Origin of the sequence: Metabacillus endolithicus, assembly GCF_023078335.1 — a bacterium.
Lineage (GTDB): Bacteria > Bacillota > Bacilli > Bacillales > Bacillaceae > Metabacillus > Metabacillus endolithicus.
The window spans coordinates 797,930-816,991 of the sequence record NZ_CP095550.1; the positions used below are offsets into that span (position 1 = coordinate 797,930).

Genomic DNA, 19,062 nt, shown 5'->3' on the forward strand with positions numbered 1-19,062 from the left:
TTTACAATAGTGAAAGCCTTTGTTTTTCTTATATCCATAGAAGCTTATTTATAAATGTGACTGAACACCAAAATCTATTTCTTCACGAATGGTTATAAAATCCTTTTCCAAGGAATTAATAAATCGAATGAATGAGGGAGGTACTGTTTTTCTAAAAATGATCATTTCTGAATCAGTATAAGAACAACGACTATTTTCATACCATGTGTCATTTTTCGGATGAAAAAACCTTTCAATACACTGATAATAAATTTTCTCAAATAGCTGCCTTGCATAAGAGGGTGTTATGATCGAATTTCTTATCATTTGACGACAAACATCAAGTGCTTCCTCACAAAAGACTAACAAACTTCGTGCAGCCCTTAATAACTCAAGTAAATATGGTCTTTCACACTCAGCTTCATCTTCTAAAGACCGTATCGTGATTGAATTCATGTAAGTTGTCATTTTTTCAACTACATTTTCTAAAAAGAATGCCACTTTTTCAGTCTCATCTTTAATTAATGTGTTGTCCATAGGACACATCCTCTTCCCTTCCGAGCAGGTTTATTTACCTCTTATGTCATCATTAGAATATTATTACTTTCAAGTAAAAAAAGACTGCTCAATTTAAAATATTTTCCCTCTATCTAGGCAAGATATCTTAAATCAGCAGTCAATATTATTTTAATTCCTCTAATGTTTCATTAAATTTTTCAAAGAATAAATCTGCTTCTTCTTGTTCAAATGCATCATCTGATTTCTCTGGAAGTGGTGGGAGTTCTTTAATTGATTTTAGACCAAAATACTCTAAAAATTCTTTTGTCGTTCCATAAAGAATTGCCCGTCCTGTTCCTTCAGCTCTTCCTACCTCTTTAATTAAGATCTTGGAAACCAGCGTTTGAATAGGTCTTTCTGTTTTCACTCCGCGAACTTCTTCTATTTCTGCTCTTGTGATTGGCTGTCGATACGCCACAATAGCTAATGTTTCCAAAGCTGCTTGTGAAAGTGAAGCATTTCCTGGGGATTCAACTAATTTTTTCAAATATGTTGCATGCTCTTTTTTTGTTGTTAGTTGATAATGTCCTGCCACTTCAACAAGCTCTATACCTCGATTTTTTTGTTTATAACTGTCAGAGAGCTCACTTAAGATATCCTTAACTTCTTGTTCTTCGAGCTCCAACACCATCGCTAACTGTTTTAGGGAAAGACCCTCGTCTCCTGAAGCAAATAATAATGCTTCAACGATTGAATTCCACTCAATCACACCTAAGGCCATGAATTACTCACTCCCCATTATATAAATATCTGCAAAATTATTTTCTTGTTCGATTAAAATTAAATGTGATTTCATTAATTCTAAAATAGCCAAAAAGGTAACAACTAAATGATCTTTACTGTTTGAAGGAAACAAATCACTAAAACGGCGCCTACCTGAATGTGTACGCAAATCAGTGAGAATTTCCTCCATCCGCTTCTCGATCGGAATTTCTTGACGAGCAATTTTTGTTTGTACAGGCTTTTGAATTTTCTTTCTACGAAGCATCTTTTGAAAAAGCCCCTAACATATCATAAATGGTTACATTTAAAGAGTCGATTTGCTGCTGTGAATCTGATACATATTCACTCAAGTCACTTGGAGCTTTTGTGAAAACTTGGGAACGACCTTCTTCAAGAGTTCTTAAATCATCTGCAGCTTCTTTATATTTCCTGTATTCAATCAACCTTCTCATTAATTCATCACGTGGGTCTTCTTCTGGTTCTTCACCAAATTCATCCTCAAATAGCTCTTCTTCTTGTTTCGGAAGAAGCATTCTACTTTTAATAGAAAGAAGCGTTGCAGCCATAACCAGATACTCTGACGCAATATCAAGGTGAAGCTCCTGCATCGTGTGAATATAGAGCATATATTGTTCCGTTATTTCTGAAACAGGTATATCATATATATCAATTTCTAAGCGATTTATTAAGTGAAGTAACAGATCTAAAGGACCTTCAAAAGCATTAATTTTAACATGATATTGCAAATTCTATCCCACCATTCTTACAACTAGCCACCATATAGTATAGAGCAATTTTTCGACATGTCCAATAGTTATTTCATTCGTTTGATCATAAGTTGGTAATGATCACTTAAATATGCCATTTTCAATTTATTTAAATAAAAATCCCCTGTTTCTAGTCATTAGCCCATACACTTCAGCGTTTTGCTCATATATTACAAGTGTAACAGCTAATCATTAAGGAGGAATAAAACATGGGTGAACATGGTTTTAACTATGGCGGAGGATTCGCGTTAATCGTTGTATTGTTTATTTTATTAATTATCGTTGGTGCTGCTTGGTTATAATAGCAACAAGAAAGCTGCTGACATTCAGCAGCTTTTAATCTGTTTTCGGAAAAATTTATGGTACACTACTTACACAAATTAATTATGGTGGAGGTGAAACAACTATGTATGATGCTGCATACATTGATTATCTCATTTATTTTCACTGTGAAAGAGACTATTTTGAATGTCATGAGGTGTTAGAGGAACACTGGAAACAGGATCCACCGAAAGAAAGAAAAAAACATTGGGTGGGCTTCATTCAAATTGCTGTTTGTGCATATCATCATAGAAGGGGAAATTTTGCAGGGGCTTTGAAAATGATATCAAATGCGATACATATCCTTGAAAATGATTCATTAAATATCAAGAAATTAGGCTTACATAATGAGGAGTTAATTAAAACCCTAAAGAAACGAAAAAATGAAATTGTTGATCATAAACCTTACTATAGTTTTAACCTACCTATAAGAGACGATAAATTAATGAGTCTTTGCCTAAAGCGTTGTTCTGAGAAAAACCTTAGTTGGGGTGTGGATAGCGACTTAACTGATGAATTTTTGTTACATAAACATACAAAACGTAATCGCACAGATGTTATTAATGAAAGATTGCACCAGCTAAAAATTCGTAAAAATAAAAGTTGAAATGAAGAAGCCGGAAATCACAATGATTTCCGGCTTCTTTTTAACAATCCTTACACTTTTCGAAAAAAGCTTCAGTTTCGTCATTTGGAACAACTGATTTGTTTTTATAGAGGTCGATGAGTGCATTTACCATCTTTTTGCCGATACCTTGTTGTCGGTGAGAAGGATTAACTGTTATATGTTGTACTTCCACCGTATCTTCACCTTTAAATATAACACCAATAGCACCTATTATGTCTTCATCTTGCTTCCAGAGAAACAACTGCCATTCATCTACTGTTTCATACTGTTTTATTGTTTGCTGTAATTGCTTTAAGTCTTTTTCTGCAGGCATAAAAGACAGTAAAGCCCATTGCAATCTTTTCAAAACTTTTTTTAAAGCGAATTAACATAGATACCCCTCATTAACGAATTAGCTTCCTCTAAGAAAGCAAAAGTATTAAATCGATAAAAGCTATACATATTTTTCCAAAAATTAAAAACCACTTCTCAAAACATTATATACAGTTTTTTATCGATTTTAAACACTTTTACCAAAATTAATCAAGGGACTTTAACAAATTACCCATTTCAATAGCCGTAACAGCTGCCTCATAACCTTTATTTCCGGCTTTTGTTCCTGCTCTCTCAATAGCTTGCTCAATCGTCTCTGTAGTTAATACTCCAAAGACCACCGGAACACCTGTGGATAAGGATGCTTGTGAAACGCCTTTGGCAGCTTCGTTACAAACATAATCATAATGTGTAGTAGCTCCTCTAATGACCGTTCCCAATGTAATAACAGCATCGTACTTACCGGATTCAGCTAATTTTTTTGCTACTAGAGGAAGTTCAAACGCTCCGGGTACCCATGCAACAGTTATGTCGTTTTCCTCTACACCATGTCTTTTTAAACCATCTTCAGCTCCACCTAGAAGCTTCGATGTAATAAATTCATTAAATCGTGCAACAACGATTGCTACCTTTAATCCACTACCAATTAAATGACCTTCAAATGTATTCATATCTAATTCCTCCAATGTAATGTTATATAACCTTCTTTAAAAATGTAGGAAATGTCCTAGTTTTTCATATTTTGTTCGTAAATACTGCTCATTTTCTTCTCTTGATGGCATTTGAATAGGAACCCTGTCTTCAATTGTAAGACCATATCCTTCTAAGCCAGCAATTTTACGAGGATTATTTGTTAAAAGCTTCATTTTTTCGATACCAAGATCTTTTAAAATTTGTGCTCCAATCCCGTAATCTCTTAAATCTGGTGCAAAACCTAATTTTTCATTAGCCGCAACTGTATCATAGCCTTGTTCTTGAAGCTTGTAGGCTCTCATTTTATTAATTAATCCGATTCCTCTACCTTCCTGACGCATATACAAAAGAACCCCTTTTCCCTCTTTTTCAATTTGGGAAAGAGCTGCATGTAATTGTGGACCACAATCACATCGGTAAGAACCGAATACATCTCCTGTTAAGCATTCAGAGTGAACTCTTACTAGAGTAGCTTCATCAGGGTTAATATCACCTTTTACAAAGGCTACATGTTCCTTCTCATCTAAAGAATTTGAATACCCAATGGCACGAAATGTTCCAAACTCAGTAGGTAATTCAATTTCAACCTCTCGATTAACAAGTTTTTCTCTTCGGTTTCGATATTGAATTAAATCCTTAATCGTGATAATTTTTAAATCAAACTCTTTAGCAATCGTTAGTAAATCAGGAACTCGAGCCATTGTACCATCTTCTTTAATAATTTCACATATAACTCCGCCCGGCTTTGCACCACAAAGACGAGACAAGTCTACGGCAGCCTCTGTATGGCCCGCACGACGTAATACACCACCCTCTTTAGCTACTAACGGAAAGGTATGACCTGGTCGTTTAAAATCAGATGGCTTTGAATTATCATCTAATAACGCTAAAACTGTATCCGCACGCTCAAATGCACTAATTCCTGTTGTATTTGTTTTATGATCAACACTAACTGTAAAGGCAGTTCCATGAGGGTCTGTATTATGAGTAACCATAGGAGCAAGGCCTAGTTTTGTTGCTTGCTTTTCAGTAATTGGTACACATACAAGACCCCGACCATGCTTAATCATAAAGTTTATTGCTTCAGGAGTTACCCGATCGGCTAAAGAAACAAAGTCCCCTTCATTTTCTCGATCCTCATCATCTACAACAATAACGACTTTCCCTTCCCTAAGGTCTGTTATCGCTTCTTCGATAGTATGAAACATAATCATACCCCCTCTATCTAATTATCCCTCTATGCAAATCCATTTTCTTTTAAAAATGATTGGCTTATTGAAGAATTTGTTTGGGTTGCTTGGTGAGTAACGAATTTCTTTATATATTTCCCAATCATATCGCATTCAATGTTCACAATATCCCCTACACCTTTAGAACCGAGAATCGTTTCTTGTAAAGTGTGCGGAATAATAGAAATAACGACCTTGTCTTTTTCTAATCCAAAGATTGTTAAACTAATTCCATCAATTGTGATTGATCCCTTATGTATCAATGTATCTGTAAGTTCTTCCGGTAATTGAAGTTCATAATAAACAGCATTAGATACTTGTTGTTTTTTCACAATTTTCGCTATTCCATCAACATGTCCGGAAACAAAATGACCCCCAAAACGTCCATTTGCTGCCATCGCTCTTTCTAAGTTAACTGCTGAACCTTGTTTTAGTTGCGCTAAAGAAGTACTTCTAACGGTTTCAGGCATAACGTCAACAGAAAAAGCTTGATCTGTATACTCTGTAACTGTTAAACACACACCATTAACAGCAATACTATCTCCTAATGCTACATCGTGTAAAATGGTCTTTGCTCCTATTGAAAAAACAATCGCATCTTTAGAACTTTTCACGCTTAAAACTGTTCCAATTTCTTCAATGATTCCAGTAAACATAAAGTTCGATTCCTCCTTTCAGTATAAATAAAAAACATATATTCCGTTACATTTCCTTACTCAATGAGTAAAGAACAAAAAAACCCAAAGTCTATAGACCCCGGGCTTTATTATTTGAAAAATTGATATTTGAATATGTCAAATAAGAGTATTAATATTCTATTTTAAAACAGAATTTAATACACCGCAAAAAGTTCGCGCAATTCTTCTCCCATCCAGACTTTAACTGTCGGCCCTAGATTCTCACTAGATCCACCGTTAACAATTGTTAACGGGTCACGGACTTAGAAGATGCGTTTTTTGCACCTTCAACACCGCCGGTAGGGAATTTCACCCTGCCCCGAAGAATGTAAAACGAAATATGAAGTTATAAATTTATTTTATCCGTATAATGTGAATGTTGCAATCTTTATGTTTGATTTTAATTATGTATATCAAATATTTAAGTTTGTTATTGTAACCTTAAATGCCCCAGAATTAATACTTGCAAGGTTGATTTGCGCTCCAATCAACTTAAATAGTCATGTACATATAAACTAAATAAAATACAAAAGCAGCCATATAAAAAGACTGTGCTAATTAATACACAGTCTTTTTCAATCTTATTCTTCGTATACTTTTACTTCTTTCATAGCATCATTTGGCTTAATCTTGTAAACAGCTTCTAAATTGTCTGTTACTTTACCAAACACTGTATGAACACCGTTTAAATGTGGTTGTGGCTCGTGAACGATGAAGAATTGGCTCCCGCCAGTATCTTTTCCTGCATGTGCCATAGACAATGATCCTGCTTCATGCTTATGAGGATTTCCTTGTGTTTCACATTTAATTGTGTAACCTGGTCCACCAGTACCAGTTCCACTTGGACAACCACCTTGTGCTACGAAACCTGGAATAACACGGTGAAATGTTAATCCGTTATAAAATCCTTCGTTCGCTAATTTTTCAAAATTAGCAACTGTTCCTGGCGCTTCATTTGGATATAATTCTAATCCTAGTACATCGCCATTTTCCATTGTAATTTGTGCTTTTTTCATATGTATGAAACCTCCATTAAGTATAATCCGTCTAATAGACATGAACACCTACCTATTCTACTATAATCAAAGGAGGAACGCCAAATAGATCACTTAAATTCTTATAAAAACTTCACCTTTAACGTATTGACAAATATAAAAAAGATCTATAATAGATGAAGTAGAGTTGTTTTGTCCTAAATTTGTAAGGAGGCATTAACTTTGAAAAAATATGTTTTAAGTTTCGTTGCTTTTCTAATGATTGCTTTTCCATCACTAAGTTACGCAGATGCTGTCGTTGGTGATATGATTATTACTCTTGGAGAGAATTTAACTGAACAACAAAAACAAACAATATTGAATGAAATGAATGCAACTAAAGAGGATCAGGTTATTACTGTTTCAAATGAGGAAGAACACAAATATTTAGGTGATTATATTCCAAAAGCAACTATTGGAACAAAGGCGATCTCTTCTACCAGTATCGTGATTGAAGAAGCAGGTTCAGGTCTTGAGGTAAAAACAAAAAACATTAATTGGGTTACAGACGAAATGTATTTAAATGCATTAATGACAGCAGGAGTAAAAGATGCTTCTATCTATGTAACGGCTCCATTTGAAGTATCTGGTACTGCAGCTTTAACTGGTTTAATCAAGGCTTACGAAATCTCATCCGAAGAAGCTATTCCAGAAGATGTAAAACAAGTTGCCAATGAAGAGCTTGTCACAACTGCTAAGCTTGGAGATGAGGTTGGAGCAGAAAATGCATCCGCTTTAATGGCAAAAATCAAAGATGAAATTGCTAAAAATGGTGTTCCTGAAACAGATGCAGAGCTACGTACTCTCATTGAAAATGCTGCAAACGAACTTGGAATCACTCTATCTGAAGCAGATATTAATAGTTTAATTGAGCTTTTCAATAAAATGAAGGACCTAAATATTGATTGGAATCAAGTAGGTCAGCAACTTGATCAAGCAAAAGATAAAATTTCTAATTTTCTTAACTCTGAGGAAGGTCAAACCTTTTTAAAACAACTAGAGGACTTTTTCGTTGCTCTATGGAATGCGATTATTTCCATTTTTACGAACGACGAACAAACTACTTAATATTAATACATTAAAAAGAGCAGCTACTCTGGCTGCTCTTTTTTAATCCTTATTTTGTTACTTTAGACTTTAATGGTAAGTCATTTACAATAAGATCCTCAAAGCTTTCTCTTTTAACAACTAGCTGAGATTCACCATTTTCTACAAAAACTACGGCAGGACGAGGAATTCTATTGTAATTGTTTGCCATTGAGTATCCATAAGCACCCGTACAGAATACGGCTAAAATATCATCCGGTTTCACCTCTGGTAAAGGTAAATCCCAAATTAACATATCTCCGCTTTCACAGCATTTTCCCGCAATTGACACAGGCTTATCATGTTTTTCTGTCACACGATTTGCTAATACGGCCTCATATTTTGCTTGATATAATGCCGGTCGAATGTTATCACTCATACCACCATCAATAGCCACATATTGTCTAATGTTAGGAACTGTTTTTTGAGATCCGATTGTATATAAAGTTGTACCTGCATCTCCTACAAGTGATCGGCCTGGCTCAATCCAAATTTCCGGCATACTAATGCCCATCTCACTTACTTGGGTTTTCACAGCGTCTACAATCTTTTCAACATAGAAAGTTGCTGGTAGTGGCTCATCTTCTTCTGTATAACGAATACCAAATCCACCACCTAAATTTACTACTTCAGGGGTAAATGAAAATCTTTCTTTCCATTCTTTGATTTTCTCAAAAACACGTTCTGCTGCCAAAACAAAGCCAGCTGTATCAAAAATTTGGGATCCGATATGACAATGAATACCTAATAAATGAATAGATTTAGATTTTAGTACAGAATCAATTGCTTGCTCCACTTGACCATTTAACAAACCAAAGCCAAACTTTGAATCCTCTTGACCAGTTGTAATATAGTCATGTGTATGCGCCTCTACACCAGGTGTAACACGTAATAATACAGGTACTTTACTACCTGCTGTATCCTTTGATATTTCTTCAATTAACTCAATTTCATAGAAATTATCAACTACAATACAACCGACTCCATGATCCAGTGCCATTTTGAGTTCTGCACGACTTTTATTGTTTCCATGAAGATGAATTCTAGAGGCAGGAAAACCTGATGCAATTGCAGTATATAACTCTCCACCAGACACAACATCTAGCGACAAACCTTCTTCTTCAATTAACTGAAACATTGCAACTGATGAAAAAGCTTTACTCGCATATGCAACTTGAGCCTTTACACCCATTTTTTCAAAAGATTCTTTAAAACTTCTAGCACGTTCTCTAATTAATGCAACATCATACACGTACAAAGGTGTACCATATTCATTAGCTAACTGAATCGTATCTACTCCGCCTATTTCTAAATGTCCCTTATCATTTATCTTACTAGTTCCATGTAAGAACAAATTGTATCCCCTCTTTCTACAGCTAGGCTCTTTTTTATCTTATAGACTATTAATTAGTAAATATATAATAGGCCTTTGTTAGGTATTTACAAGGAAAAAAAGACAGTTAACACCAGCTGGTCATTAACTGTCTGTTATAAAATTTCCTGCATGAAATTAAACATACAATATCATAAAAGAGGGGTTCTTTCAATGTCACTTTACCCTATTTCGGCTGTTTTTTTACATTTTGAGGGTGCACAATGCTTGGTCTTAGCTTCGCACCTGGTACAGATGTCCTAATAATGATTTGCCACAAGGCTTTTGCATTAAATGGTAGAAATGGCCATAAGTAAGGTGTGTTTAATGAACGGATACTTGCTAGAAGAAGTACAAACAATGTACATCCAATTACAAACCCCTCTAACTGAAAGGCTGCAACAGCAATTAATAGAACTAACCTCGCTATCTTATTTGCTAAACTAAGCTCATAACTTGGTGTTGCAAAGGATCCAATTGCTGCGACCGCAACATACAGAATAACCTCAGGAACGAATAAGCCTACATCTATCGCAATTTGTCCAATTAATGCGGCTGCTATTAAGCCCATAGCTGTAGAGAGAGATGTTGGTGTGTGTATAGCTGCCATTCTGAGAAACTCTATACCAAAATCAGCAAGGAAAATTTGAACAACAATTGGTATATTTTTTTGTTCATTGGGACCTATAAAAGCAATTTCCTTTGGTAATAAAGAAGGTTCCTGTACAAATAGAAACCATAGTGGCAGTAAGAAGATGGACGCGACAATTCCTAAAAATCGAACCCATCTAAGAAAAGTACCAACAGCTGGTGCTTGACGATACTCCTCTGCATGCTGCACATGATGAAACATTGTAGTAGGAGTAATTATAACACTTGGTGAGGTATCAACAAGAATTAATACATGCCCTTCCAGCAAATGATTTGCAGCAACATCCGCTCTTTCCGTATATCTTACTAACGGATAAGGATTAAACCCTTGGTGTACCAAAAATTCTTCTACCGTTTTGTCCGCCATCGTAATACCGTCAATTTCAATTGCCTCTAGTTCCTGTTTAATAGTCTTGACTAATCTAGGATCGGCAACGTCCTTGACATATGCAACACAAACATCTGTCTTTGATCGTTCCCCAATCTGCATAATTTCATAGCGAAGGCGCTCATCCCTTATCCTTCTTCGAATTAAACCCGTGTTAACAATGATGTTTTCTACAAATCCATCTCTTGCACCACGAACAATTTTCTCAGTATCAGGCTCCTGAGGCTGTCTACCTGGATAGCTTCTTACATCTGCGGCAAGAGCATAGTCAATGCCTTCGATAAAAAATAAAATAAGACCGGATAAAAGTTGGTCAACTGCATCATCTAATGATTTAACCTTAGAAACTGATTGGTTTACAATTCGATTTTCTAAGATTTCCTTAAACTTTATATGATCTACTTCATCATCACTAATTGATGTTATCTTTTTTAAAATTTCTGTAATGTATTTTGTATCACAAAGACCATTTAAAAAATACATATTTACTTGAAAATCTAGTATTTGGAGCTTTCGAATTCCAATATCAAATGTCGTATTTAAACCGGCATGTTCAATAAAGAACTTTTCATTCTCAGCAAGGTTACCAGATATCGGATATTTTGTTTCTTTAGTGTCCGTTGCCACGATATCCGCTCCTTTCTAATATTATTTCCACTGCCTTTAAAGTTATTGGGCATCCGTTTTTCACACTATCCTTCCGTGCCATTTTTCCTATGTCGCCAATCCCAACAATAATTGGAACATTTAACTGATCTAAACAATACACGGTGTCCCCGCTTATTCTTCCAAGTTCAAGATCTTTTAGTCCACTTTTGTCAACACCATACTCTGTTAATTCACCAAAACGGTCAATACTTACGTCAACCCTTGTCCATTCCGTCTGGTGTGTTTTTGATGCAACAGCAATAATACCAAGCACTTCTATGTTAGGATGTTCAGCTACATATTTTAAAGCTACCTCTCCAGCTCCTTCTCCTAATAAACCACAGTCATCAAACATGACAAAAACAGGGTCATTATTAGCTTGGAGAATAAACTGAACAATTTGTGACCCACTTAAGGTCGTTGGATTACCCTGTGTTTGCGAAATTGTTCTTCCACCTATTTCAGATGCTACATATTCAATTGTTCGTGCAGCATACTCATCTCCATCTGTAACAAGAATGACCCTTCGTTTATTTGTCAATGTTTACCCTATCCTTTCGGTTTAAAGATAAGTGCCATAATAAATGCGAATAAAATTGCTGCTGATATACCTGCAGATGTTAACTCAAAAATTCCGATTCCTATTCCAATAAAACCATGTTCTTTTGCTTGTTCCATAGCTCCATGAAGCAATGAATGCCCAAAGCTTGTAATCGGTACAGTTGCACCTGCCCCGGCAAATTCAATGAACTTGTCATAAACCCCAAATCCATCTAGAATTGCACCTGTTACAACAAATGTACTCATTACATGAGCTGGAGTAAGCTTTACAAAATCTAATAGAAGTTGTCCAACTACACAAATGGCACCACCTACAACAAATGCCCATACATACTCCATTAGTTGCTCACTCCTTTATCGGCTCTTTCGAATACAACTCCATGTGCTATGGTTGGGATTGATTCTTTTTGTTGAATCATCGTTGGGCTTAATAATGCACCAGTTGCTACAACAAATACACGATTTAAATTTCCTTTTTTAAGTTCTTCAAAGATGTGACTGTATGTGACTACAGCTGAGCAACCACAACCACTTCCACCAGCAAATACTTTCTGATCAGGTCGGTATACCATTAATCCGCAATCATTGTGTTTATTATGAACATCATATCCTTCTTCTTTTAGAAGCTCTTTAACAATAGGACTACCTACACCAGATAAATCGCCTGTAAGAAATAAATCATAATCATCAGGTGTACGGTTTAAATCTTTTAAATGCTGAGCAATTGTATCTGCAGCCGCCGGTGCCATTGCTGAGCCCATATCAAAAGGATCTTTAATTCCAAGATCAGCAACCTTCCCTATCGTTGCTGCAGTAATTTTTATATTACTAACTTCTTTACTTATTAAAACAGCCCCTGATCCGGTTACTGTAAAGGTAGCTGTATCTGGTTTTTGTCCTCCATACTCAGTTGGATAACGAAACTGTCTTTCAGCGGTTGCATTATGACTACTTGTTGCAGCAATAACATTACTTGCAAAACCTCCGTCAACCAAAGCAGAACCTAACGCAACGGTCTCCATTGACGTTGAACATGCTCCAAACATACATAAAAATGGAAGGCTCAAATGTCTTGCAACATAATTTGAAGTTACATTTTGATTGAGTAAATCTCCAGCTAAAAACAAATCAACATCATCTGTCGTTTTGTTTCCTTTTTTCAGACATTGTTCAATTGCTTGCTCCATTAATCTTCTTTCTGCTAATTCCCAATTATCTTCACCACAGTGAAGCTCTTTATGTTTGATATCGAAACCTTTTCCTAGAGGTCCTTCCGCTTCCTTTGGACCAACAGCAGTTCCACTTGAGTGAACAAATAATGGATTTTCAAATTGCCATGTTTGTTTTCCAGTTAGTTTCAAAATATCCACCTCACCTTAGAAAGATAAACCGTAAAAATAGCGAATGATTCCAACAACGTAAGCTGCTACAACACCGAATACAATAACGCTCCCTGCAAGTTTAAACATGTTTGTTGCTACCCCTAGAACAATCCCTTCACTTCTATGCTCAATGGCTGCACTTGTCATGGAATTAGCAAAACCCGTTATAGGAACTGCCGAGCCGGCTCCTGCAAATTGTCCTAGCTTGTCATAAATACCAAATCCCGTTAACAAAGCGGAAATTAAAATCAGTGTTCCCGCTGTGGGATTTCCAGCATCTTTCTGAGAGAAATCAAATACATTCATATAGAAATTTTGAATACCTTGTCCACATAGACAAATAAAGCCACCAACTAGGAATGCTTTTAAGCAATTTAGAAGATATGGTGGTTTAGGTTGATAATTTTTAATTTGATTTTTATAATCTTCTTTCATCTTTGCCATCGTCAATACCCTCCTTAATGATTCACAAAATAAATCCAATGAAACAGTGATCCAGCAATTTTGCCAAATACAATTGCCATTAATAAGATGACAATCTTTTCCCCAAAACCAATTCTTTTTGCTAGGATAGGAAAAACATTTAATACTTCAGTCAAAGCTGCTGCTAACATTCCAATAAATACCCCGCATAAAAGTCCAATTGGAATCAACCATAGCTCAGATTGAAACAGGGTAGTATCCCTTAAACTCATCCATCCCGTTATAACAGTTCCTAAAATAATTGCCCCTTCATAGACGTGAATGTACTGGTATGTCTTTGTTAACTGTGTTAATCTTGGGATGATTCCAAGCACTGCTAAGAATGCAACATACCCCGAACCTACAACAAGACCGCCAGATAAACCAATAATGATCAAAATAATATTATTTAGAATCATCATTTTTTCCGTTTATATTCTCTTTATTTTCATTCATGGCAACATATTGATCCAGGTCCAGTTGATAATTAAAGATCTCTACTTCTAAGGGCTTGGTTCTTCATTAATCCTTTTCTTAAACAAATGATTAAAAAACAAAACCATTCCTAAACCTAAACCAAGCGAATAAGGAATTTGTAAAATTAATGGTTGTGCATTTTCTTTTCCAGTGACAATTTTATAAATCCGCTGATGAACAGCTTGCATGCTTACATCTTCATGAAAGTTCATAATCGCAAGACCTGCTCCAATAAAAAGCAGAAGCCAGACTAGACAAAATAAAAGCGGAGAAAGCTTCTTTTTTTGGTACATAATTTCCACTATCGTTTGAGTAGCTCCGATTGCCTGTACGTCTATTTGGCGGTCATATTTATGTATTTCCCTTAAAACATGCATAACATCAATAACCACCATATTTTTATCGCTAAGCTGAATTTTGTGAATAACAATTTTATTTAATTTTTGGGTCAACTCCTTATCGCCGACAACTAGTGCAATTTTATCAATTGTGATGACATCGTTAGGATGTACTTGAATGCGGTGACGAAGTCTAATGTATACCGTCTTTTCCATCAAGAGTCACTTCCTAATGATTGTTTTTAGTTCATTTACATTTAATGATTGTTATATGTAGTATGCATTGCCTTATTTTAATCATGCAGATCTGTCTATAAGTCCAACAATTACCATCTGTGAAAATTCAAATAAAAAAGAGGAAAACATTGTTTAATCAATGTCTTCCTCTTTTTTAAACTTGATTCATTTTATCTTTCATTTGCTGCAATATCTTCTTTTCCAACCTTGATACTTGAACTTGGGAAATCCCTAGTCGATCAGCCACCTCGGATTGGGTTTGATCCTTATAATAACGTAAAAAGACGATAAGCCTCTCTCGTTCATCTAAGTCTCGTATTGCATCCTTTAAAACCAATTTATCAAACCATTTTGTTTCTGTATTATCAGCAATCTGATCTAACAAAGTAATAGGATCTCCGTCATTTTCGTAAACTGTTTCATGTATGGAAGAAGGTGCCCTTACCGCTTCCTGAGCTAGTACAACTTCCTCAGGTGATATATCCAAGTGGTTTGCAATTTCTGCAACTGTCGGTACCTTCCCTAACGTTTTTGACAATTCATCTCTTGCTCGTCGTATTTTATTTCCTAATTCCTTTAATGAACGGCTTACTTTAACCGTTCCATCATCGCGGATAAATCGTTGAATTTCCCCAATAATCATTGGCACAGCATAGGTAGAAAATCTTACATCATATGATAAATCAAATTTATCAACAGATTTTAATAAACCAATACTTCCAATTTGGAACAAGTCATCAGGTTCATACCCACGATTCAAAAATCGTTGAACTACAGACCAAACTAGACGCATGTTTTTTTGAATAATTAAATCACGTGCCTCTTGATCCCCTTCTTGACTACGACGAATTAATTCCTTCACTTCATGGTCTTTTAACTGTGTATTTGATTGATCGTTCTTGACCTCCACATCCATAGCAAGTCTCCCTTTAATTGCATAAAGCTTTACTTTTCGATAAGTGTTTTGTCAATCTAACAGTAGTTCCTCTTGTTTCTAATGACTCGACTGTAATTTCATCCATAAAGTTTTCCATAATGGTAAAGCCCATTCCTGATCTTTCAAGTTCAGGCTTCGTTGTATAAAGAGGTTGTCTTGCCTCTTCAATATCAGTAATACCTATTCCTTCATCACGGATCGTTAATTGAACAATCCCATCTTCTAACGTAACAGAAATGTAAACAATCCCACTTGGATCATTATCGTATCCATGAATGATGGCATTAGTAACAGCCTCTGAGACAACTGTCTTAATCTCAGTTAACTCATCCATTGTTGGATCCAGTTGAGCTATAAAAGACGCAACCGTTACCCTTGCAAATGATTCATTCTGACTAAGCGCTGAAAATTGAAGGTTCATTTCATTTCTCATGATGCCACCCCCAACGTTTGTAACGCTTTATGCTCGTCTTCTTCTAATCGAATAATCTTAAATAAACCAGACATATCAAATAATCGTTTGACTGCAGGTGAAATTGCACAAACAACCATCTCTCCACCTGAAGCCTTAATTTGTTTGTATCTACCAAGAATTACGCCCAAACCTGAGCTATCCATAAATGATAAATTCTCTAAATTTAATACAATATGCTGGATCTGATTTGCTGCAAGAGTTTCCGTCACCTTCGTACGTAATTCTTCTGCCGCATGATGATCAAGCTCACCTGAGAGTCGTATACAAAGTACTGCTTCTTTTACATCAAGTTCAATCGCTAGACTCAAGGTTTTACCCCTCCTTAATTTCTGGATAAGAGTCAATTCTTGATTGAACTTTTAATTTCCTGCCTGATGACAAAACTAGTTATATTTCGTCAACATTAGCTAGACTTTGTAAAATTACCCATTACTCGCTTAAATAATGTCCACCAGCCGGCCTCATCAATATCTTTCTCCGCTATTAGTTCACTTTCAGCTATAACTTTACCATCTTTCAATAGCTGAAGAGCCCCAAGCTCGTCGCCTTTTTTTACCGGAGCTTTAATGTCTTTTTTCATCACTATTTCTTGTTCTACATCATCTACCTTTTCACCCTTTTTGGTTAGAACTGAAATAGGTTCTGATGTCATGACATTTACTTCTTTTTCGCTACCTTTACTGACTTTCGTTTTTGTTAGTACATGATCCTTCTCAAACAAAGGATGTGTTTGATACTGACTAAATGCATAATCTAACATCTTCATAACTTGTGCATTTCGATCTTTCGGTGTATCTGCTCCAAATACCACCGCAATGACACGCATATTATCTTTTTTAGCTGTTGCTGTTAAGCAATATTTCGCTTCATTTGTAAATCCAGTTTTTACCCCATCGACTCCCGGATAAAACTTAACAAGTCGATTGGTATTAACAAGCCAAAACTTTTTATCAGTTCCTTCACGTAAATAATCCTCATACTTACCTGTGAAATTTGTAATCTCTTCGTATTTTAATAGTTCCTTTGCCATTAAGGCCATATCATGAGCAGAACTATAATGATCTGCTTCTGGTAAACCTGTTGGATTTTTGAAGTGTGTATTTTTCAGTCCTAGCTCTTCAACCTTTTTGTTCATCATATTAACAAATTCATCTACTGAACCTGCGATTTTCTCAGCCATCGCAACTGATGCATCATTACCAGATCCAATAGCAATTCCTTTTAACATTTGTTCAACAGTCATTTCCTCTCCTGGCTCAAGGAAAATTTGCGAACCCCCCATTGAAGCAGCATATTCACTTGTGCGAACTTTTTCATCCCAGGTGATTTGATCCTTATCCAGTGACTCCATAATTAGAAGCATGGTCATAATCTTAGTCATACTTGCAGGGGGCAATTTTTCATCACTGTTTTTATCGTAAAGGATTGTTCCTGTATCTCGTTCGATTAAAACAGCTGATTTTGCTTTATCTGCTAATTCAGCAGTCGTAGATTCATTGGCAAGTGCCATTGGTGTTACAGAAAGAAGCATTGTTATAAGTGTCAAACACGAAATTATCCGTTTCATTTCATAAGCCCTCCATTCTTTATACTTTCCATTTTTTCCAGCAGGAGGAAATTTATACTAGGATTGGGAGGTTTTTTTATTTAGGGTATAGAGTGATATGATACTTTCTGTTACATGTAGTACCAGATGTTTCGAAGGTTAATGATGATAGAAGTTTGTAGGAGGTCGTACTTGATGAGAGATTGGCGAAGTTTCTAAATTGCTTGTTTGTAATGTAAGTACATAAAGAAGATAATAATCGTTTATTGTTTGAGTATGGGCAGTTTTAGAAGTTTTTGCACAGCTTTTACATTTCCATTTCCCACCTGCTCTTTTCATAGATAAAGTTTTGCACCCTTCACAAAATACCCCTGATAAAATATCGTTTACGTTGATATTAAATTCGTTAAGAATATTTAAAACTGGTGGTGTATGTAGGTTCAGGATGAAATCTGATAGCTGACTCATCTGTTTCTTATTTTGCTTTTTTCTATGATTGTGTATCTCATTTAACCTTTCAATTTCAAATAATATATTTGAACTTTTAATAATAGATGGTGTGTTCCTTCTTTCTTCACCTATTATTTTTATAATCGTATTCGAATTCGTTATCACAACACATGTCTCGATTGCAAAATCAGGTAGCTTTTTCGAATTCAACCAATTCTTCAGCTGATATTCTTGATGTTTTACCTGACTGATAGGATCCTGAAACCCTTCTACTTTACCATTCACCTCTCTAATAAGTTGATTATGCTTTTGGTCAAAAGTAAGTGTACCTGAAATATTTTTTGATTCAATAATAAGCATGAAACGGGGAGTTATAATTAGTACATCGATTTGGAAATAGTAAGTTTCACCTTTTAATCTAATATCATTGAAAATATAGTAACCTTCCCCTAAAAAGCTTAAGTAATAATCTAGTGATTTTTCTCCTTTGTATCCAGCCATCCTTTTAGAATACTCATTTTCAACTAGTACTCTTTTTGGATGGTCACTCGGGATTCTCCTAATAATGCATTTAACGCTAGAATTCTATCCGTTAGTTGTTTTTCTTTAACCATGACCACTTTTAAATCACTCCCTTATCTTTTATAAAGTAATTCAATGACTATAGTCATAATACCTCTAATATTGTTAAAATCGCTTTTTAGCAAGAAAATGGTAATACATTATTTTTATAAATTGTACTATTAACTTTCAGTAATGATATTTTCGATGTAGGAAATGTTTTTTAAAATAAAGGTAGATGGACTTTTATATTTGTATGTTGTGGTTTTCTTACTCTAGTCAGTCTATTTTTCATGGTTCGGTCATTTTCCTATTTGGTCAAGTCGTTTTGCCGATTGATCACGTCGTTTTTCCCTTGAGTTAGGTCATTTTCTCCTTCTGTCGCGTCGTTTCCTCTTGGTCAGGTCATTTTCCTGATTGGTCACGTCGTTTTGCCGATTGATCACGTCGTTTTTCCCTTGAGTCAGGTCACTTTCTCCTTCTGTCGCGTCGTTTCCTCTTAGTCAGGTCATTTTCCTGATTGGTCACGTCATTCTGCCGTTTTATCACGTCGTCTTTCCCTTGAGTCAG

At 35.5% G+C, this 19,062-nt stretch carries 21 protein-coding genes, 3 pseudogenes and 1 riboswitch; of the genes and pseudogenes, 3 read left to right on the forward strand and 21 right to left on the reverse strand.

Annotated elements, in window-relative coordinates; translation table 11 throughout:
* Positions 1-48: 48 nt before the first annotated feature.
* The 3 genes and pseudogenes from MVE64_RS04425 to MVE64_RS04435 all read right to left on the reverse strand — a co-directional run bounded on the left by MVE64_RS04425 (position 49) and on the right by MVE64_RS04435 (position 2,006).
* Positions 49-516 (reverse strand): DUF3907 family protein, encoded by a 468-nt coding sequence (locus MVE64_RS04425; protein WP_247344129.1) that lies wholly within the window; start codon positions 514-516, stop codon positions 49-51.
* 145 nt (positions 517-661) lie between these two features.
* On the reverse strand, positions 662-1,258 hold the full coding sequence (scpB, locus tag MVE64_RS04430) for an SMC-Scp complex subunit ScpB (RefSeq protein ID WP_231307827.1): 597 nt from the start codon (positions 1,256-1,258) through the stop codon (positions 662-664).
* 3 nt (positions 1,259-1,261) lie between these two features.
* A pseudogene (locus MVE64_RS04435) lies at positions 1,262-2,006 on the reverse strand (segregation/condensation protein A).
* A 230-nt stretch (positions 2,007-2,236) separates the two neighbouring features.
* On the opposite strand from MVE64_RS04435, the gene MVE64_RS04440 reads away from it, so the two are divergent.
* On the forward strand, positions 2,237-2,329 hold the full coding sequence (locus MVE64_RS04440) for a YjcZ family sporulation protein (protein WP_098797212.1): 93 nt from the start codon (positions 2,237-2,239) through the stop codon (positions 2,327-2,329).
* Positions 2,330-2,433: 104 nt separating this feature from the next.
* Positions 2,434-2,955, forward strand: coding sequence for a DUF309 domain-containing protein (locus MVE64_RS04445; protein ID WP_247344131.1), 522 nt, complete (start codon positions 2,434-2,436; stop codon positions 2,953-2,955).
* Between the two features lie 40 nt (positions 2,956-2,995).
* Here MVE64_RS04445 and MVE64_RS04450 read toward each other — a convergent pair.
* From MVE64_RS04450 to MVE64_RS04470, 5 genes and pseudogenes are all read right to left on the reverse strand, one after another.
* Positions 2,996-3,347: pseudogene (locus tag MVE64_RS04450) on the reverse strand (GNAT family N-acetyltransferase).
* A gap of 147 nt (positions 3,348-3,494) precedes the next feature.
* Entirely contained in the window at positions 3,495-3,959 is a 465-nt protein-coding gene (gene ribH / locus MVE64_RS04455; RefSeq protein ID WP_098797209.1) for a 6,7-dimethyl-8-ribityllumazine synthase, read from the reverse strand.
* Positions 3,960-3,995: 36 nt separating this feature from the next.
* Positions 3,996-5,189 (reverse strand): bifunctional 3,4-dihydroxy-2-butanone-4-phosphate synthase/GTP cyclohydrolase II, encoded by a 1,194-nt coding sequence (locus MVE64_RS04460; protein ID WP_247344134.1) that lies wholly within the window; start codon positions 5,187-5,189, stop codon positions 3,996-3,998.
* Between the two features lie 29 nt (positions 5,190-5,218).
* The gene (ribE, locus tag MVE64_RS04465; RefSeq protein WP_247344136.1) at positions 5,219-5,866 is read right to left on the reverse strand and encodes a riboflavin synthase; all 648 of its coding nucleotides are present in this window, start codon (positions 5,864-5,866) and stop codon (positions 5,219-5,221) included.
* A gap of 199 nt (positions 5,867-6,065) precedes the next feature.
* Positions 6,066-6,218: riboswitch (FMN riboswitch) on the reverse strand.
* 250 nt (positions 6,219-6,468) lie between these two features.
* Positions 6,469-6,903, reverse strand: coding sequence for a peptidylprolyl isomerase (locus MVE64_RS04470; RefSeq protein WP_247344138.1), 435 nt, complete (start codon positions 6,901-6,903; stop codon positions 6,469-6,471).
* A gap of 201 nt (positions 6,904-7,104) precedes the next feature.
* Here MVE64_RS04470 and MVE64_RS04475 point away from each other — a divergent pair, with 201 nt between their 5' ends.
* Positions 7,105-7,989, forward strand: a complete 885-nt coding sequence (locus MVE64_RS04475; RefSeq protein ID WP_231307833.1) for a DUF1002 domain-containing protein — start codon at positions 7,105-7,107, stop codon at positions 7,987-7,989.
* A gap of 49 nt (positions 7,990-8,038) precedes the next feature.
* Here MVE64_RS04475 and lysA read toward each other — a convergent pair whose 3' ends face one another.
* From lysA to MVE64_RS04540, 13 genes and pseudogenes are all read right to left on the reverse strand, one after another.
* The gene (gene lysA, locus MVE64_RS04480; protein WP_247344140.1) at positions 8,039-9,361 is read right to left on the reverse strand and encodes a diaminopimelate decarboxylase; all 1,323 of its coding nucleotides are present in this window, start codon (positions 9,359-9,361) and stop codon (positions 8,039-8,041) included.
* Between the two features lie 205 nt (positions 9,362-9,566).
* On the reverse strand, positions 9,567-11,045 hold the full coding sequence (locus MVE64_RS04485; protein ID WP_247344142.1) for a spore germination protein: 1,479 nt from the start codon (positions 11,043-11,045) through the stop codon (positions 9,567-9,569).
* On the reverse strand, positions 11,029-11,607 hold the full coding sequence (gene spoVAEA, locus MVE64_RS04490; RefSeq protein WP_247344144.1) for a stage V sporulation protein SpoVABEA: 579 nt from the start codon (positions 11,605-11,607) through the stop codon (positions 11,029-11,031). The genes MVE64_RS04485 and spoVAEA overlap by 17 nt, the downstream gene beginning before the upstream one ends.
* Before the next feature lie 8 nt (positions 11,608-11,615).
* Positions 11,616-11,966: a stage V sporulation protein AE gene (gene spoVAE / locus MVE64_RS04495; RefSeq protein WP_247344147.1), complete on the reverse strand. Its 351-nt coding sequence runs from the start codon at positions 11,964-11,966 to the stop codon at positions 11,616-11,618.
* On the reverse strand, positions 11,966-12,988 hold the full coding sequence (gene spoVAD, locus MVE64_RS04500) for a stage V sporulation protein AD (protein ID WP_247344150.1): 1,023 nt from the start codon (positions 12,986-12,988) through the stop codon (positions 11,966-11,968). Before spoVAD ends, spoVAE begins: the two co-directional genes overlap by 1 nt.
* 15 nt (positions 12,989-13,003) lie before the next feature.
* The gene (gene spoVAC, locus MVE64_RS04505) at positions 13,004-13,453 is read right to left on the reverse strand and encodes a stage V sporulation protein AC (RefSeq protein WP_247344153.1); all 450 of its coding nucleotides are present in this window, start codon (positions 13,451-13,453) and stop codon (positions 13,004-13,006) included.
* Positions 13,454-13,467: 14 nt separating this feature from the next.
* Entirely contained in the window at positions 13,468-13,890 is a 423-nt protein-coding gene (locus MVE64_RS04510) for a stage V sporulation protein AB (RefSeq protein WP_247344155.1), read from the reverse strand.
* A pseudogene (locus MVE64_RS04515) lies at positions 13,877-14,502 on the reverse strand (stage V sporulation protein AA). Before MVE64_RS04515 ends, MVE64_RS04510 begins: the two are co-directional and overlap by 14 nt.
* A 175-nt stretch (positions 14,503-14,677) precedes the next feature.
* Complete coding sequence (gene sigF / locus MVE64_RS04520; RefSeq protein WP_247344156.1) at positions 14,678-15,439, reverse strand: RNA polymerase sporulation sigma factor SigF; 762 nt, start codon at positions 15,437-15,439, stop codon at positions 14,678-14,680.
* Positions 15,440-15,452: 13 nt separating this feature from the next.
* Positions 15,453-15,893, reverse strand: coding sequence for an anti-sigma F factor (gene spoIIAB / locus MVE64_RS04525; RefSeq protein ID WP_247344158.1), 441 nt, complete (start codon positions 15,891-15,893; stop codon positions 15,453-15,455).
* Positions 15,890-16,243 (reverse strand): anti-sigma F factor antagonist, encoded by a 354-nt coding sequence (spoIIAA, locus tag MVE64_RS04530; RefSeq protein ID WP_098797196.1) that lies wholly within the window; start codon positions 16,241-16,243, stop codon positions 15,890-15,892. Before spoIIAA ends, spoIIAB begins: the two co-directional genes overlap by 4 nt.
* Before the next feature lie 95 nt (positions 16,244-16,338).
* A complete protein-coding gene (locus MVE64_RS04535; protein ID WP_247344161.1) occupies positions 16,339-17,502 on the reverse strand; it encodes a D-alanyl-D-alanine carboxypeptidase family protein in 1,164 nt (387 codons plus the stop codon).
* Positions 17,503-17,640: 138 nt separating this feature from the next.
* A complete protein-coding gene (locus tag MVE64_RS04540) occupies positions 17,641-18,432 on the reverse strand; it encodes a nuclease-related domain-containing protein (protein WP_247344164.1) in 792 nt (263 codons plus the stop codon).
* Between the last annotated feature and the right edge of the window lie 630 nt (positions 18,433-19,062).

Coding starts and splice junctions, on each gene's coding strand:
- MVE64_RS04425 (WP_247344129.1), bottom strand. CDS start 516: ATGGACAACACATTAATTAAAGATGAGACTGAAAAAGTGGCATTCTTT.
- scpB (WP_231307827.1), bottom strand. CDS start 1,258: ATGGCCTTAGGTGTGATTGAGTGGAATTCAATCGTTGAAGCATTATTA.
- MVE64_RS04440 (WP_098797212.1), top strand. CDS start 2,237: ATGGGTGAACATGGTTTTAACTATGGCGGAGGATTCGCGTTAATCGTT.
- MVE64_RS04445 (WP_247344131.1), top strand. CDS start 2,434: ATGTATGATGCTGCATACATTGATTATCTCATTTATTTTCACTGTGAA.
- ribH (WP_098797209.1), bottom strand. CDS start 3,959: ATGAATACATTTGAAGGTCATTTAATTGGTAGTGGATTAAAGGTAGCA.
- MVE64_RS04460 (WP_247344134.1), bottom strand. CDS start 5,189: ATGTTTCATACTATCGAAGAAGCGATAACAGACCTTAGGGAAGGGAAA.
- ribE (WP_247344136.1), bottom strand. CDS start 5,866: ATGTTTACTGGAATCATTGAAGAAATTGGAACAGTTTTAAGCGTGAAA.
- MVE64_RS04470 (WP_247344138.1), bottom strand. CDS start 6,903: ATGAAAAAAGCACAAATTACAATGGAAAATGGCGATGTACTAGGATTA.
- spoVAE (WP_247344147.1), bottom strand. CDS start 11,966: ATGGAGTATGTATGGGCATTTGTTGTAGGTGGTGCCATTTGTGTAGTT.
- spoVAC (WP_247344153.1), bottom strand. CDS start 13,453: ATGGCAAAGATGAAAGAAGATTATAAAAATCAAATTAAAAATTATCAA.
- MVE64_RS04510 (WP_247344155.1), bottom strand. CDS start 13,890: ATGATTCTAAATAATATTATTTTGATCATTATTGGTTTATCTGGCGGT.
- sigF (WP_247344156.1), bottom strand. CDS start 15,439: ATGGATGTGGAGGTCAAGAACGATCAATCAAATACACAGTTAAAAGAC.
- spoIIAB (WP_247344158.1), bottom strand. CDS start 15,893: ATGAGAAATGAAATGAACCTTCAATTTTCAGCGCTTAGTCAGAATGAA.
- MVE64_RS04535 (WP_247344161.1), bottom strand. CDS start 17,502: ATGAAACGGATAATTTCGTGTTTGACACTTATAACAATGCTTCTTTCT.
- MVE64_RS04540 (WP_247344164.1), bottom strand. CDS start 18,432: ATGGCTGGATACAAAGGAGAAAAATCACTAGATTATTACTTAAGCTTT.